Annotated in this window: 17 protein-coding genes; 1 reads left to right on the forward strand and 16 read right to left on the reverse strand. The window is 32.7% G+C overall.

What is annotated here, in order from left to right; genetic code table 11:
• Positions 1–82: 82 nt before the first annotated feature.
• From LNQ49_RS12960 to flxA, 15 genes are all read right to left on the reverse strand, one after another.
• Positions 83–532 carry an acyl-CoA thioesterase gene (locus LNQ49_RS12960; RefSeq protein ID WP_229989336.1) on the reverse strand — a complete coding sequence of 150 codons (450 nt, stop codon included), beginning with the start codon at positions 530–532 and terminating at the stop codon, positions 83–85.
• Positions 507–1790 (reverse strand): ABC transporter permease, encoded by a 1284-nt coding sequence (locus LNQ49_RS12965; RefSeq protein WP_229989337.1) that lies wholly within the window; start codon positions 1788–1790, stop codon positions 507–509. Before LNQ49_RS12965 ends, LNQ49_RS12960 begins: the two co-directional genes overlap by 26 nt.
• A complete protein-coding gene (locus tag LNQ49_RS12970; protein ID WP_229989338.1) occupies positions 1780–2478 on the reverse strand; it encodes an ABC transporter ATP-binding protein in 699 nt (232 codons plus the stop codon). Before LNQ49_RS12970 ends, LNQ49_RS12965 begins: the two co-directional genes overlap by 11 nt.
• Before the next feature lie 60 nt (positions 2479–2538).
• On the reverse strand, positions 2539–3537 hold the full coding sequence (darH, locus tag LNQ49_RS12975; protein ID WP_229989339.1) for a BtrH-related acyltransferase DarH: 999 nt from the start codon (positions 3535–3537) through the stop codon (positions 2539–2541).
• Complete coding sequence (gene DarG, locus LNQ49_RS12980; protein ID WP_229989341.1) at positions 3537–3941, reverse strand: flexirubin biosynthesis protein DarG; 405 nt, start codon at positions 3939–3941, stop codon at positions 3537–3539. Before DarG ends, darH begins: the two co-directional genes overlap by 1 nt.
• Before the next feature lie 334 nt (positions 3942–4275).
• Positions 4276–4734, reverse strand: coding sequence for a hotdog family protein (locus LNQ49_RS12985; RefSeq protein WP_229989343.1), 459 nt, complete (start codon positions 4732–4734; stop codon positions 4276–4278).
• 9 nt (positions 4735–4743) lie between these two features.
• Entirely contained in the window at positions 4744–5172 is a 429-nt protein-coding gene (locus tag LNQ49_RS12990) for a hotdog family protein (protein WP_229989345.1), read from the reverse strand.
• A gap of 3 nt (positions 5173–5175) precedes the next feature.
• Complete coding sequence (gene darB / locus LNQ49_RS12995; protein ID WP_229989346.1) at positions 5176–6309, reverse strand: dialkylresorcinol biosynthesis protein DarB; 1134 nt, start codon at positions 6307–6309, stop codon at positions 5176–5178.
• An 11-nt stretch (positions 6310–6320) separates the two neighbouring features.
• Positions 6321–7223 (reverse strand): NADPH-dependent FMN reductase family protein, encoded by a 903-nt coding sequence (locus tag LNQ49_RS13000; RefSeq protein ID WP_229989347.1) that lies wholly within the window; start codon positions 7221–7223, stop codon positions 6321–6323.
• Between the two features lie 293 nt (positions 7224–7516).
• Positions 7517–8404, reverse strand: coding sequence for a lysophospholipid acyltransferase family protein (locus LNQ49_RS13005; protein WP_229989348.1), 888 nt, complete (start codon positions 8402–8404; stop codon positions 7517–7519).
• Positions 8404–8658, reverse strand: coding sequence for an acyl carrier protein (locus LNQ49_RS13010; protein WP_229989349.1), 255 nt, complete (start codon positions 8656–8658; stop codon positions 8404–8406). The genes LNQ49_RS13005 and LNQ49_RS13010 overlap by 1 nt, the downstream gene beginning before the upstream one ends.
• Before the next feature lie 4 nt (positions 8659–8662).
• Positions 8663–9886, reverse strand: a complete 1224-nt coding sequence (locus LNQ49_RS13015; RefSeq protein ID WP_229989350.1) for a beta-ketoacyl-[acyl-carrier-protein] synthase family protein — start codon at positions 9884–9886, stop codon at positions 8663–8665.
• A gap of 20 nt (positions 9887–9906) precedes the next feature.
• The gene (gene flxB / locus LNQ49_RS13020) at positions 9907–10638 is read right to left on the reverse strand and encodes a flexirubin biosynthesis SDR family reductase FlxB (RefSeq protein WP_229989352.1); all 732 of its coding nucleotides are present in this window, start codon (positions 10636–10638) and stop codon (positions 9907–9909) included.
• A gap of 35 nt (positions 10639–10673) precedes the next feature.
• Positions 10674–11891 (reverse strand): WG repeat-containing protein, encoded by a 1218-nt coding sequence (locus LNQ49_RS13025; protein WP_229989353.1) that lies wholly within the window; start codon positions 11889–11891, stop codon positions 10674–10676.
• Positions 11892–11930: 39 nt separating this feature from the next.
• The gene (gene flxA / locus LNQ49_RS13030) at positions 11931–13451 is read right to left on the reverse strand and encodes a flexirubin biosynthesis tyrosine ammonia-lyase FlxA (protein ID WP_229989354.1); all 1521 of its coding nucleotides are present in this window, start codon (positions 13449–13451) and stop codon (positions 11931–11933) included.
• A gap of 101 nt (positions 13452–13552) precedes the next feature.
• Between flxA and LNQ49_RS13035 the strand changes: the two genes are divergently transcribed.
• Positions 13553–14815 carry an NAD(P)/FAD-dependent oxidoreductase gene (locus LNQ49_RS13035; protein ID WP_229989355.1) on the forward strand — a complete coding sequence of 421 codons (1263 nt, stop codon included), beginning with the start codon at positions 13553–13555 and terminating at the stop codon, positions 14813–14815.
• A gap of 18 nt (positions 14816–14833) precedes the next feature.
• On the opposite strand, the gene LNQ49_RS13040 is transcribed toward LNQ49_RS13035, so the two are convergent.
• On the reverse strand, positions 14834–15442 hold the full coding sequence (locus LNQ49_RS13040; protein WP_229989356.1) for a hypothetical protein: 609 nt from the start codon (positions 15440–15442) through the stop codon (positions 14834–14836).
• Positions 15443–15469: the final 27 nt, after the last annotated feature.

Below are 15469 nucleotides of genomic sequence, written 5' to 3' on the forward strand. Positions count from 1 at the left end.
TTATTCCTGATATTGGTATGCTTTTATTTTTTAAGCCTTTGTCTGTCTTTAATGCAATGCAGATTAAGCGGATTTATATAGGTTATTTTACGAGGCCTACTTTTCGTTTCCATTCTTCATAAAATGGAGGATTGGTAAGCATTAAATTTCCTTCTTTATTTAAAAATACTTGAACTGTTTCGCCTGTGCAGACAATTTCATCACTGGCGTTAAAAATTCTAAATCTAAAAATTATTTTAGCTGCTGGCGTATCTACAATACTTGTTTCTACTCGAATAACATCACCATAGCGTAAAGACAATTTATGCTCACAAATTGATTTTACGATTGGTGTTGTATAGCCGCTTGCTGCAACATCAAGATAGGTAATTCCGTGTTTGCGTCCGAAAGCCTCACGGCCATCTTCAAAATAGGTGATGTAATAACCATGCCAAACGATTCCGAGGGCATCGGTTTCGTTAAAGCGCACTCTAACTTCTTCAGTAACTGTTAATGCAATAGCTTCGTTATACTGCTCTTTTCTTCTTGTCATATGCTAAGGCAATTGTTGTTGTAATTATAAAAAACAGAAATAATAAACCTATTTCTGGAATGATTTCTAAGAATGTTGCGTTGCGTAATAACACATCGTAAAATGCATTTAATCCCCAGTTCATAGGAGAGGACTTAGCGATAAGCTGCATGATTTTTGGCATCGCAAATACGGGTACCCAAACACCTCCAATTGCAGCCAGAATAATAACACTTGTTGCGCCAAACGGAGCTGATTGTTCTTGCGTTTTAGCAACAGTTCCTAATACTATTCCGAAACCAATAGCAGCAAATCCAGAGAATAAAGCTACGATACTCATTAAGAATAAATGCCCTTCGATATTAAGTGGTGGTAAACCAATTTCTGGGAATAAGAAAACGGCAACGGCAACCATCATGTAGAACTGAATCATACAAATGATGGAATACGTAATTGTTTTACCTGCCATAACAACGCGATTTGAAACAGGATTTGTTAATAGCCGAACAAATGTTCCTTGTGTTTTTTCTTTTACGATATTAATTGAAAGAGGAATCACAATAAAGAACATAGCAAAAAGTGTCCATGCAGGAACATTATGCTGAGTTGAGTTTGGCAGTACTTCTTTGTTGTTTACTCTAGGAACTATTTCTTTAAAAGTGATGAAGCTTTTTTGTTCAAAACTAGCACTTCCTTCTCCTAATTGTTCTTGAAAAGCGGTGTAAATAGAATGTGTTTCTATTTGTGAAATCATCTTATCGATAGAGTTCATGACTGCATTTTTGAAACTCATTTGTACAGCAGGATCAAAATAGAGTCTAACTTCCTTTTGGTTGATTGTTCTAGGAGTTTCTGTTTTAGCTATAGTATCGGTTAAACCAATGCTGCTTACTATTTTTTGTACATTTTGGTCTATTTTTTCTTGTAGATCTTTGCTTAGATTTTCAGGAATAACAATTGCTAATTGGTATTTTCCTTTGTAGACCGCTTCTTTAGCAACAGCTTCGGTCAAAGGGATATTGTTGATTTGGCTAACTACTGTAAATAGATTGCTTTTTTGTAAGTTATCATAAACTGTTTTGGCTACAGAACCGTTATCGTTATTAACCAAAAGGATTTCTATTTTGGAATCACTCACAGTTTTAAAAGTGCTATCCTGAATTAAGGTTACAGTAATAACAAGTACTAGAGGCATCACAAATAAAATGATTAATCCTCCTAAATCCCTTTTTAATAACAGGAATTCTTTCACGACGGACATCCACAATTTATATATCATCTCTCAGTTCTTTACCGGTTAATGAAATGAAAACGTCTTCGAGGTTTTGTGCATTTTTTGTATTTGCAATTAATCCTGATGGTGTTCCTTGTGCATAAATTTTGCCTTGGTCAAGTATTGCAATATCACTACAAAAATCTTCAGCTTCAGATAAGTGATGTGAAGTATAGATTATAGTTGTTCCGTTTTGGTTGAGGTGTTTTAGATAATCTATAATGGCATTTTTAGATTGTACATCAACACCAACTGTTGGTTCATCTAGAAAGATAATTTTAGGATTGTGCAATATCCCAGCAATTAAATTAATTCTTCTTTTCATTCCTCCTGAAAAGGTTTCGATGCGTTTATCAGCAAATTTTAGTAAACCTAAAAGCTCCAAAGATTCGATTACTTTGTCTTTTAAATCCTGACCTTTTAAACCGTACATACTACCAAAGTAATGTAAATTTTCTCTTGCGGTTAAAGTAGGATATAGGGCATATTCCTGCGGAACAACACCTATGAATTTTTTTATTTTGCTGGCATTATTTGCATACGCCATATCATTAATCGTAAAAGAACCCGAAGTAGGTTTGACCAAACCGCAAAGCATCGAAATCAATGTTGTTTTTCCAGCTCCATTTGGACCTAATAAACCAAAAATTTGACCTTCGTTTATGGTAAGCGTTAAATCGTTCAAAGAATACATTTCTGCATTTTTGTACTTTTTAGATAGGGATGTTATTTGTATAATGGGATGCAAAATATATTAACTAATTGCTTTTTTTAATTTTTTAAAGAATACTTCTTCTCTATTGGCAATGTCCAAAAGTTGGTCGGCAATAGTATTGTAAGCATCATTTTTGGCACTTCGGTTTTTGTAAATCCTTGAAGCTTCTACTGCAAAATCGCGCCATGAGTCTCCAATTTGTGTCATCTCTTTCGAAAGGATTTTTAAATCTTCATTGTTCAAAATAATAGCAGCTTCTTGTAAAAAGGCAGCATATATAAAACGGAAGCCTCCACCACCAGTACCTATTTCTTCTTGCATTCTAACCATTTGAGCCAAATAATGATTGGCTTTTTTGGTTCCGTGCTGTAGCGGCCATTTTCGTATTTTTCTCGAAACCAATTTTATTCCTTTAACACCAATGATTGGCATAGGAGCAAGCATATCGCGACAAGTATTTTTTATTCCTTTGATAATTGCACTTTTTAAATCGATAGTATCAGGAATATGAATAGGGTAGTACATTTGTCCTTTTGGAGCAAAAGCACCTTTGGCAAAACGGACTTTGTCTAATTCATCATGTGTAAGCGTTGTAACGGTTTCCATTACTGGATCGCTAATAAGGTAATCAGTATCTGTTTTTCCGTAAACGACCAAGTTGTGTGCGTTGAAATGAAAGCGATATTCATCAGGAAAATAACTTAAATTATAAACACCAACTTGTAATCCTGTTGGGATATTATTTTTTAGATTTTCATCTAAAGCTTGGTTTGCTTTGGATACAGATGAAAACTTCTGTCTTTTTATTTTTAAATGCAATCTATTGGCAACTCTTCTGAATATCTGACCCGGTAGGGTTCTGTAGCTTATTGCTGGTGCATAATTAACTTTTATAAAAGGCAAATACACGAAAAAAAGACCAGAGCCAATACCAAATACCATAGGCTCACTTAGGTTTAAGCCATTGTTTTTTAGCAAATTTGAGGCTACTCCATTTTCGCAATGTGCCGATTGATGATGTGTAAAAGTAGTTTGCATTAATCTGTTTTAAAATTTTTTAATTCGGATACTGATATCGAAAAAGCATCAGCATATTTTTGTAACATTTTGTCATTTAATTTTGCAAATATAGATGGTTTAAAATGTCTTTTTACACGCCATTTCCAGATACCTACATAATTAGAAAGAATAAGGAGATCCATTCGGTTCAATTCCATAAAATAACAAATAGGACTTACTTCGCCATTTTTCACTTGCAATTTTGCATCAGCGATACGCTCATTTATCTCATCAATAGAATTAGAAAGCGCAATAGTTTTAGGCTCCCAACCTGTACTTAAAGCGGTAGTATAATTCCCGTTCTCGTCGGTTGCATATACTAACTCCTTCATGTTATTTTTGGTTAGATTCCCTTGGTCTTGTGGTACTTTTTCTTTTTCCATATTGTCTATACTATGATATTCCAAACATTAAAGTTACGATTGTAAGTGCAAGAATTATTAAAATTCCTAAATTCGTTAAAGCTATTTTTTTCTTTTTTTAATGAACAAATAGATCATTTCAATCAATATCCCAATACAATAAAGTTGAATAATGACAAATTCTAAAATGAATAATCCTAAAGCTCCATCAACATGACGATGTGTATCTCCTTCACAATATTTATGAGGGTCATATGAAAAATACCAAAACAGGTAAACGATTCCTAGTAATAGCAATAAAATGGCTATTCGTTTTAAAATATAAAAGAATATCTTTTTAGAATCCATGTTTAAATTATTGCATGATTGGATTTGTTTTTTGAATGAATAAATTGATCTCACATTCTAAAAGTTGTGTTTCTTCATGAAAGCTTTCACAACTCATGGTGCATAATGTATAATCGTCTCCAGCAAATTTTGAAACTAAAGTAGCTCGTGTAATTATAGAATTGTTCACTTTTGGCAATTCGTATATTTTGAGATTTTTTAGCGTACTGATAAAACCAATAACTCTTGTGTTTTTTTCTCCATCTGGATTGGCAAAATATTTTTGTGCTACAATAGATGAACAGGTTTGTGCTACATTTTCAATTAATCCAGCTTCAATGAAGGTGTTTTTGTCAACAAAAATATTGTCTTCTTTTATTAAAAAAGTAGTTTCGACACTTTGTGCATCTATTGTAAGTATCAAATCAACCATAAGCATAGGCTCACGATGTGGAAGATAATTTCGAATGTCTACTAAAGTGTCCATCTAAATATGTTATTTGGCCAATACGGTCTTCATTTGACCGTTGGCAATTTCTTCATTATTTAATGTCGTGACAATATCTACTAGGGTTATCCCTGCAAATTCTTGTATAATTGTTATTGTTGATCGAATTTCATCATCAACATTTGGTAGTTTTTTTATATCAATTTGTTTAATAGAGCCAATGTAGCCTGTAGGTGCTTTCTCTTGCTTTAAGAAAAAAGCATATCCAGTATGTAATGCTACAGATTGCGCCATATGTTCTATTAATCCAGCTTCTAAAAAAACACCATTTTCTGAAAAAATATTATCGCTTTGAATTTTTAAACCTGATATTAAGGATGTTTCATCAAATGAAAACATCTTATCTACCATTACAAAAGGGAACTTTTGTGGTAATAAATTCTCAACTGTTTCTTTATCTAGTATAGGTTTTTCCATAATTTAGGAAACCGTTAGATAGGCATATGCAAAAGAGAATCGACCACTTTCAGGAACTGATAATAGGATGCGATCTCCAACTTTTAATTTTCCTGAATTCATTAATTCTTCAACAGCAAGATATATAGATGCAGAACCTACGTTTCCAACACGGGCAAGATTCATGAACCATTTTTCATCGGCTATTCCAACATTATTTTCTTCTAGGTTTTTCTTTAAACCTTCAACAAAAAAGTGTGAAGAAACGTGTGGTAAGAAATAATCGATTTGGTCAGCAGTAATACCATTTTTTGCCATTGCTGCACTCATACTTTCTGCGCCTTTTGATAGAATAAATTCATCCAATAATTTCACATCTTGTTTGATAGAAAATATGGATTGATTTAGCCATTCTTCTGGAGAGTAATCACTCCAAGGTTTTATTTCTCCTGTTTCTAATTTATCTCCTCCAGCATACATGCATGTTTCTAATTCATACGCATACGAAAAAGCTTCCATCCATTCTATTTTTAAGGAGATAGGGCCTCTTGGTTTGTTCTCTAATAAAAAAGCACCTGAACCATCAGATAGCATCCATCTTAAAAAATCTTTTTTGAAAGCTATTATTGGAAGCTCTTCTAAATTTTTTAGATTAGTAACTTCTGGACTATATTTTTGTGATAAGAACCAAGATGAAACTTTCTCTGATCCTGTACAAACTGCATTTTTTGAGTTTCCTGATTTAATTGAAAGAAATCCATATTTTAAGGAATTCATTCCTGCACAACAAACTCCTGATGATGAGTTTAATTCAACAGATTTGTTTTTCAATAATCCATGTACCATAGCAGCATGGGACGGTAAGAAAGCATCTGGAGTTGAGGTTCCACATGAAAGTACCTCCATATCTTGTGGAGTGAAATCTTCATCGAATAATTTTACAATAGCATTTTTGGTTAGCTCAGCATTATTATGTGTACTTTTTCCTTTTTTATCAATCGCATAATAACGACTTACAATTTTGTTATTCCGCAAAATTATTCGTCTCGCTTTAGAAACAGTATCATTGATAAGGCCCAAATAGCTTTCCATTTCATCATTGGTGACAGCTTCATTTGGTAAAAATTTTGCGGCTTTTGTAATATATACTTCAAACATAAATATGGGGGCTAAACTCCTTGGTAATACTGAGTTTCTTTTTTTATTTTGTTTACTTTAATGGGATATGTAATAATGTGCAATATATACACTATTGGGGATATTAACCAAATCGCAAGGAATAAATAAACATTAAATAGCTTAAGAAGTACTTTTCTATTTTTGTTATTTCTCGAGATTAATCCAGACCATTTGGTAAAAATCTTGTTAGCCGTTTTATCTACTGTTACTAAATAAGAACTAATGCGAACAGCTGAATTTGCAATTAGTTTGGGTTGCAGGTCTTTTAAATTGTTTTCCTTTAAATTTGATGCAATAATATCTCCAAATTTTGAAGATTCCTGAATGTCTTTTTCTGAAACTCCTGGTAAAGGAAAAATGCCTAAATACTTTTTTTTAACTCCAGAGAACATCCATTCTACAATCGTAATTACACTAATTAAGTTACCAACACGATCTACTAAAGCTACATTTCCAACTAGATTTGCATTGGCTTCTTTTAGTAAAACTTTAATTTTTTCTTGAGCCATAATCCACATATTTCGAGAACCACTAATGGTTACAACAGGAGTGTTGTTTAATATCTTGTGTGCTTCTGGACTTTTTAAAAATGAATTAATAGGAATGGAAGGGGATAAATACCAAACTTGATAATGCAATAGAACTAAGTCAAATTTTGTATTTACAACTTCTTCAGGAATTGGTTTTAATGCCGTTGGAATTTGCATAAATGATTCTGGGAAAGCATCAAAAAATGAGTTTTTATCCCAAGGAAACGGAAATGGCTTTTCTAATTCTATTTCGTAAAACGTTACTTTAAACTCATCAGAATTCAAGAAAGGTTTAGCAATCTTTCGAGCTATACTTTCGAGTTGTCCTGATTGGGAGTAATAAATAAAAAGAACATTTTTCATTTTGTTCGTGGTTTTGGTTTTTGGTTTGGTTTAGGGCAAAAGTAATTAATTTTATGAAACGATTTCTTGGATTTTGTCTGTTCGGTTTATGCGAATGGAATCTAGTAAATTGAATCTTTCTCAGGGTCATAAATGCATATTTCTTCAATTTTAACTCTAATCAGATGTACAATTGAAGATTAATTAGGGGACTATTTCTAAACGAATTATGATAATGTAAAACTCTTTCATACTTTGATAAACGAATCATCAAAAATATACAAGAAGTTCTATGAAACTACAATTGAGTGGTTTTATTTTTTGTTTTTAAGTTGATTCCAAAAATCAAAATAATTAAACCATTGTAGCGGATATTTTTTGAGCATAGATTCAACGTTTTCGATATAGGCGCTTAATAGCCCTTTTTCATCACGATGTTTTACAATAGCTTCACGGGCATATAAATGATAATGGAGGTTTGGCTCTTTCATTACATAAACAAAAACCACAGGAACTTTTAATCGAGAAGCAATTAAAAAAGGTCCAGCAGGGAAATTAGCTTCTTCGCCCAATAATTTATCAGACAATGATTTTGTGCCTTCAAAGTAACGATCACCAGTAAAACATATCAGTTCATTTCTGCCTAGGGCAGCATTGATTTCGAAGATATGCGATAAGTCGTCTTTTATAATTATAAACTTGACAGTTGGTTTTTGGGTAACGCTCTCTAAATATTTTTTTATATTAGAATGCTCCAAGTCGGTAGTAACCAAATTGATTTGGAAATTAATGTCGATTTCTCCAAAGAAATGTTCAGCAATTTCAAAATTCCCAATATGAGCACTAATTAAAACACCTCCTTTTTTTTCGGCAAGTAGTCTCTTTAGTGTTTCAATACCATCAAATTCATAGGTAAATTGATCTCTCATTCCAGCAGAAATGGAGACTTTATCAATTATGGTTTGTCCAAAAACATAGTAGCTTTTGAAAACCATTCTCTTAGATTTAAAATAAGAATACCCTAGTCTTTTATTAAAGTAATAAAAGATAGCTTGGTTGCTTTTTTTGAGAAAAAGAAAATAATAAGAGGCAACAAAGTACAAAAGGAAATAGGCAGATTTAACCCCCGCTTTTTGTATTAAAAAAACGAATATTTTATAGCCTAAAACGGTACCTTTTGATTTACCATCCCATTCACTCATTAAGCAGTTTTAGCTTTTAGTTTTGTCTCGATAAGGTCATAAAAGTTTTGAAAAGTAGCAATGCCAACAAAATCAACTTCAACTAATTTTACGCCAAAATTTGATTCTATAGATACTACTAAATCTACATAGTCTAAACTATCTAGTCCTAGAGTGTCTTTTAAATTAGCGTTTGGTTCAATATCGTCATTATCAACTTCAAATTCATCAACCAAAAAACCATTAATCTTTTCTATTATGTCTTGCTTATTCATTATTCTATTTAAACTTTTTAACTACCAATGCAGAATTTGTTCCTCCAAACCCGAAGGAATTGGACAAAAATATATCAATTTTTCTATTTAACGTAGTTTTAACTAAATTTAATTTAGTAGCAGCTTCATCTGGGGTTTCTAAATTTATGTTTGGCGCTATAAAATCATTTTGCATCATTAGTATAGAATAAATAACCTCGCTTGCTCCTGCCATCCAGCATTCATGCCCAGTCATTGATTTTGTAGAACTTACATAAGGATTGCTTTTTCCAAAGATTTCGAAGATAGCTTTAGCCTCATTTTCATCACCAACAGGAGTAGAGGTGGCATGTGCATTTATGTAGTCTATGTCTGATGCATTTAATTTTGCATCATCAAGAGCTCTTTGCATTGCTATAGCTGGTCCTTCAACATTTGGAGTCGAAATATGTCCTCCATTTGATGAAAATCCATAACCACCAACTTCTGCAATTATAGTAGCTCCACGTTTTATAGCTGATTCATAACTTTCCAGAATTAAAGTTGCTCCTCCGCCACTAGGAACTAAACCATCTCGACCAGAGTCAAAAGGTCTAGATGCTTTGGTAGGATCACCATCTCCAGTAGCAAAAACACCTAAACCATCAAAGCTGCTCATAGCATATTTGTTGATTTCTTGTGCTCCACCACAAATTACAGTATCTTGAAATCCGCTTTTTATTAAAAAATAAGCGAGACCTATAGCATGTGAACCACTTGCACAAGCAGCACTTATAGTTAGATTAATACCTCTTAACTTAAATATTGTTGAAAGGTTCATTGTAACAGTTGAGTTCATGGACTTAAAAATTGCTCCTGAACCAATTAGGGCAGTATCCTTTTTTTCTCTAATAATGTCGGTTGCATCAATAATAGCTTTTGAAACGCTATCGTTACCATACATAATTCCCACTTCGTTGTCGTCAAAAAAAGAATCGTCTATTCCTGCATTTTTCAATGCTTCGATAGTAGCCATATAAGCATATTCAGTTTCTTCACCGATGCTCATACGTTGTCTTCGGGTTAATAAGCTTTTAAGATCTGGTCTTGGTACCATGCCTGTTAAGGCCGATTGAAAACCAAATTCTTTTCTCTCTGCATCAAATTGTATTCCTGATTTTCCGTTATACAGGGACTCTTTTACTTCATCTAATGAAGTTCCGATACAGGAGTAAATTCCCATTCCTGTAATTACAACTCTCCTATTCATCTTCTTTTTATAGTAATTTTTTAAGAATATATACCACCGTTTATGTTTATAACTTCACCAGTTATATAGCTTGATTTATTTGAAATCAAAAAGCTTACCAAATTTGCAACTTCCTCGGCTTCGCCAAAACGATTAACAGGAATTAATTTTAATAATTCTTTTTCGTCCAGTTGGCTCGTCATATCAGTTCTTATAAATCCGGGTGCAACAGCATTTACGGTAATGTTTCTTTTGGCTACTTCTTGTGCCAATGCTTTGGTAGCGGCTACAATAGCCCCTTTTGCAGCAGAATAGTTGGTTTGACCAGGAGTACCTTTTACTCCTGATACAGAAACCATATTTACAATGCGTCCGTATTTATTACGAAGCATTTTTTGTATAAAAAATTGTGTGACATTAAAAAAACCGCCTACACTTGTGTTCATAACACCATTCCAGTCTTCATGTGACATCCACATAAACAAACCGTCTTTTGTAATTCCAGCATTATTTACAATTGCTTCAACGATGGCTTCTGGATTTGCATCCTGCCATTGGGTTAATACATTTTGAACTTCTTCAAAATTAGAAACATCAAATTGTATAATTTCTGCAGTTGCGCCTAATTTTAATACTTCTTCGAGTGTTTGTTCAGCAGCAATTTTGTTTGAATGGTAATTAATAAGAATGTGATACTGCGTATCTGCGGCTAATTTTTTACAAATAGCACTCCCAATTCCTCTTGAACCACCAGTTACTAATGCACATTTCATATAGGTAAAGTTTGTTTTTTATAAGTCAATATATGTTATCGCTTTTTTTTGTTTACCGGTTTTGCAACGGGTTTCGTTATTGGTTTTGCTTCAGCTTTTGGCTTATCAGCAGCGACTTCATTTATTTCTTTTTTTTCTGTTTTAGAAAATAGCTCTGCATTTTCAAACCATTGATTACTTAATACAGTTCCGTCTGGTTTAAGAAATCCCCATTTTCCTTCATTTTTTACTCTTGCAACACCATCAATAAATCCTTTGTCTTGTTTTACAAACATTGCTATAATACCATTGGCTGTAATACCATATTGTGTTGGGATTATTAATTTTCCTGTTTCATTGATGAATCCCCAATTCTTTTCTTTTACAGGAGCCAATCCGTTTGTGCTAAAAACTTCTGCATCGCTATAAGTTGGAGGAATAATGAATTCTGCTTTTGGGTTAATGTATCCCCATTTTGATCCTACACAAACAGGAGCTAAATTTTTTGAGAACGCTTTTACTTTATCGTAGATAGGCAAAATTGTCCAATTTCCTTTTAGGTCAATGAATCCAATTTTTCCATTTTTCTTAGCGTAAGTTAAATCGTGAGTGTCAAAATCCCAGATTTTTTCAGCACCATCAACCGGAATAAAATTTCCTGCACTTACTAATCCAAAGGTTTTATCTTTTTTTGCCCAAGCTGTATTTTTAAAATAATTGCCTATTTCTTCATATGCAGGTTCTATTAATTCCTTACCTGCAGTATTAATAATTCCCCATTTTTTATTGTTCTCGACTCTTGCAAAACCATTTTCAAAAGGTTTGATAACATCGTATTTTGGATCTAAAACAATTGCCATTTTAGTATTGATTAGTCCAATTTTGTTTCCTTGCTTTATAAAAGCTACACCATCTCCAAAATCATATAACTTATCCGTAGGAGGGGCAATTTGAGTTTCTCCTTTGGTGTTAATGTAAACCCATTTTTTATCTTTGGATACAATACAGATACCATCATTAAAATCTTTTGCATTATCAAAAGTTGCAGGAATGACCCATGCTCCTTTAGTATCAATAAATCCCCATTTTCCATTTTCTTCTACAGCAGCTAAGCCTTCTGAGAAACTTTTTGCAGTTTTGAATTGTGGTTCGATTTTAAATGATCCATCTTTAGCAAGATATCCAATTTTTCCGTTTTTCTTAACTAATGCTAGTTCTTGACTATTAATAAATTGAATAAAGAATAGCAATAAAAAAATAAGTGGTTTTTTCATGATTTTTAAGATTCAAGATTAACAATGTGAAATAAAATATTAATTATTTATCAGGTAGTCTTTTACTTTTTGAACAAAAGGATACATAACCTGATCTTCTTTAAATTTAGGAATAATTGTTCTAATATCGTCATATATTTTTTTAGATACCGATGATATTTTATCTTTTTGTTCTAAGTAATCTATTGCTTGAACAATGGTAATCAGCTCAATAGCTAATACTTCGAATGAGTTTTCAATAACCTTTGCAGTAATTACAGCAGCATTTGTACCCATGCTTACAATATCTTGATTGTCGTTATTGTTTGGGATACTGTGTACATACATTGGATTAGACAACATTTGGTTTTCGGCAGTTGTTGAGGTTGCAGTAAACTGTACTCCTTGCATTCCAAAATTAAATCCTAAAGTCCCAAGATTTACAAATGGAGGAAGAATTTCGTTGATTTTAGAATTCAATAAATAATTCAATTGACGTTCTGCTAACATTGTAAGTTTGGTTACTACAATTTTTAGCTTGTCCATTTCTAATGAAATATAATCACCATGGAAATTACCTCCATGATATACATGTTTGTTTTTTACATCTATAATAGGATTATCATTTGCCGAATTAAATTCGTCTTCAAGAATTGATCCTACATTATTAATGGTTTCCAAGATAGGACCTAAAATTTGTGGTACACATCTTAAAGAGTAATATTCTTGTACTTTTTCTTTGAAGATTTCTTCGGTGTTTTCACCAGTATATAAATGATCTTCTCTTTTGCGAATCAAGGTACTGTCAGAAAGATTTTGTCTCATTCTTGCAGCTACTTCTTGTTGTCCTTTATGGCGTTTTGTTTGGTTTAATTCTTCAGAAAAATGATCATCATAAGCTTGTACAAGTTCATTGATTGCGCATGAAAATTTTAAAGACCAGTCTAATAATTTATTAGCATGGTATACATTTACAACACCAATACCCGTCATTACTGAGGTTCCATTTATAAGGGCAAGTCCTTCTCTTATCTCTACTTGAATTGGAGATAGATTTTCAATTTCAAAAACTTCTTTCGTCGGTCTTCTTTCTCCTTTGTAAAAAACTTCGCCTTCACCAATTAATGTTAGTGCTAAATGAGATAGTTGAACTAAATCTCCACTTGCTCCAACTCCTCCGTGTTCAAAAATTAACGGAGTAATATCTCTATTTATAAATTCTTTCATTAAATGAATTACTGACGGATGTACGCCAGAATTCCCTAAAGAAAGAGTGTTTAATCGTGCTAGAATTGCTGCTTTTACACAGGCTGCGTTTAATGGTTTGCCAGTTCCAGAAGAATGGCTTCTTATTAGATTGTATTGTAGTTGAATTCGATCTTCGTCTTTGATACGGTATTGTGCCATTGGTCCAAAACCAGTGTTTACGCCATAAATAACTTTGTTTGCAGAGAATTCTTTTAAGAAATCAAAGCTTTTATTTACGCGGTCTAAGACAACTTCACTGATGTTAATTTTAGTATTTCCAAAGATTATGGATTCAAATTCTTTTAAACTTAAATATTCGCTGATTGTGTTCATTTAACCCTTTTTGATTATGCTAAATTAATTTTATTTATTAAAATAAATGTAGTTATTTTGATGATGGCAAATGTAAGTTAATAATTAGTAACAATTCATATATGTTAAAGGAGTTTGTAGATGTTTTAATAATAGGTGCAGGGCCATCAGGGTGTGTATCGGCTGCTTATTTACATAAGAATAATTGTAAAATAAAGGTTGTTGAAAAGACAAAATTTCCTAGAATTGTTGTTGGAGAGAGTTTGATACCACGTGTTATGGATCATTTTGCCGAAGCAGAGTTGTTTGATAGTCTTAATGCGATGAATTTTGAAAAGAAGTTAGGAGCACGATTTATAAGAGGAAATGAAATTTGTGTTTTTGATTTTTCTAACAAATTTTCAGAAGGTTGGGACTGGACATGGCAAGTGCCTAGAGCAGATTTTGATAATACAATGGCTCAGGAGTTAATACGAAAAGGGATTGATTTAGAATTTGAGTCGGAAGTGATTGAGGTTTCTTTTGAAGGAAGTAATTCAAAAACAATTGTAAAGGATAAGGATGGAAATCTGAAAGAAATCCATGCTAAATTTATCATAGATTCTAGTGGTTACGGTAGAGTTCTGCCTAGACTTCTAGATTTAGACAAACCGTCAGCATTAGATCCGCATTCTTCTATTTTCACACATGTAGAAGATAGTAATAGACCAGCAGGGGAAGAAGGAACATTGATTTCATTTGATGTTCTCGAAACGGAAGTTTGGTTATGGGTAATCCCTTTCTCTAACGGGAATACAAGTTTAGGAGTTGTAGGGCCAACAGATTTTATCAATTCACTTTCTGAAAACAAAAGTAATAGTGAAGCATTAAAAAATGCAATTCAGCTTTCTGATTATTATATTAAAAGATTTGAAGGAACCGAGTTCTTATTCGAACCTATAAAGTTGGAGAATTATTCACGTTCTGTAAAGAAAATGTATGGAGATGGATTTGCGTTAACTGGAAATAGTACAGAATTTTTAGATCCAGTGTTTTCATCGGGCGTTGCTTTTGCTACTGAATCGGGTATGCTTGCTGCAAAGTTATATTTGAAACAATCACAAGGTATTGCTGTAGATTGGGAAATAGAGTTTACTGAATATATGAAACGTGGAATTAATGTTTTTACGACTTATGTGAAAGAATGGTATACGGGGAATTTACAAACGTTATTTTTCCATCAACCAGAGAATCCAGATGTAAAGCGTAAAATATGTGCTGTTCTTGCAGGTTATGTTTGGGATGAAGAGAATCCATTTGTGAAAAAACACGATAATGTAATTAAAAATATGGCTTACCTTTTGAATATGGAAAGTAAGCAAAAAGAAAACCCTAGTGCAAACTAGGGTTTTCTTTTTTTAATTTTATTTGTATGCTTTTTTCAGAATCATTTTTGCAAGTGTTTTAGCAGTTTTAGCATATCCTTCACCAATTCTGGATTCGTTACTAAAGTTGTTTCCCCATTGATCTCCTGGAGCTTCTTCGCTAGAAATCTCAAGTAATACATTCGATTTATTATTAGTTTCAACAAATCTTAGATTAGTAGTTACTTTTGCTGGTTGCTTCATTATTCCAGCATCCCAACCTGGATAAATCCAAACAGTTTCTACAATTAATGTATAAGGAGCAGTTGTTAAGCCCTCCTGAAAACTTACTTCTTTGTTGTCTTTAGAAAAAATAACAAGCATTAATTCTAAAAATTTAGGGTTCCAAATTAATTCTTTGGCAGAGTCCCATTTCTTTTTCCAAATTTCACCAGTTCCTTTAGATTTTGCGTTTAAATCTTTTACTCGCTCTTCAATATATTGAGCTTCGCTCTTTTTTTCTTTCATCATTGTGAATTTGCTATAGTCAAATTCAACATTGATTTCTTTTTGGTCTTTCAAAAAATTGAAATCTCCAGATAGAACTTTGATGTCTTGTGCTGACATTGCGGAAGAGAAGATTAGAAAGGCAACTACTAGTTTTTTCATTTCTTTAAATTTTGGATTAAGTGGTTA

Source organism: Flavobacterium pisciphilum (assembly GCF_020905345.1).
GTDB classification, from domain to species: Bacteria; Bacteroidota; Bacteroidia; order Flavobacteriales; family Flavobacteriaceae; genus Flavobacterium; species Flavobacterium pisciphilum.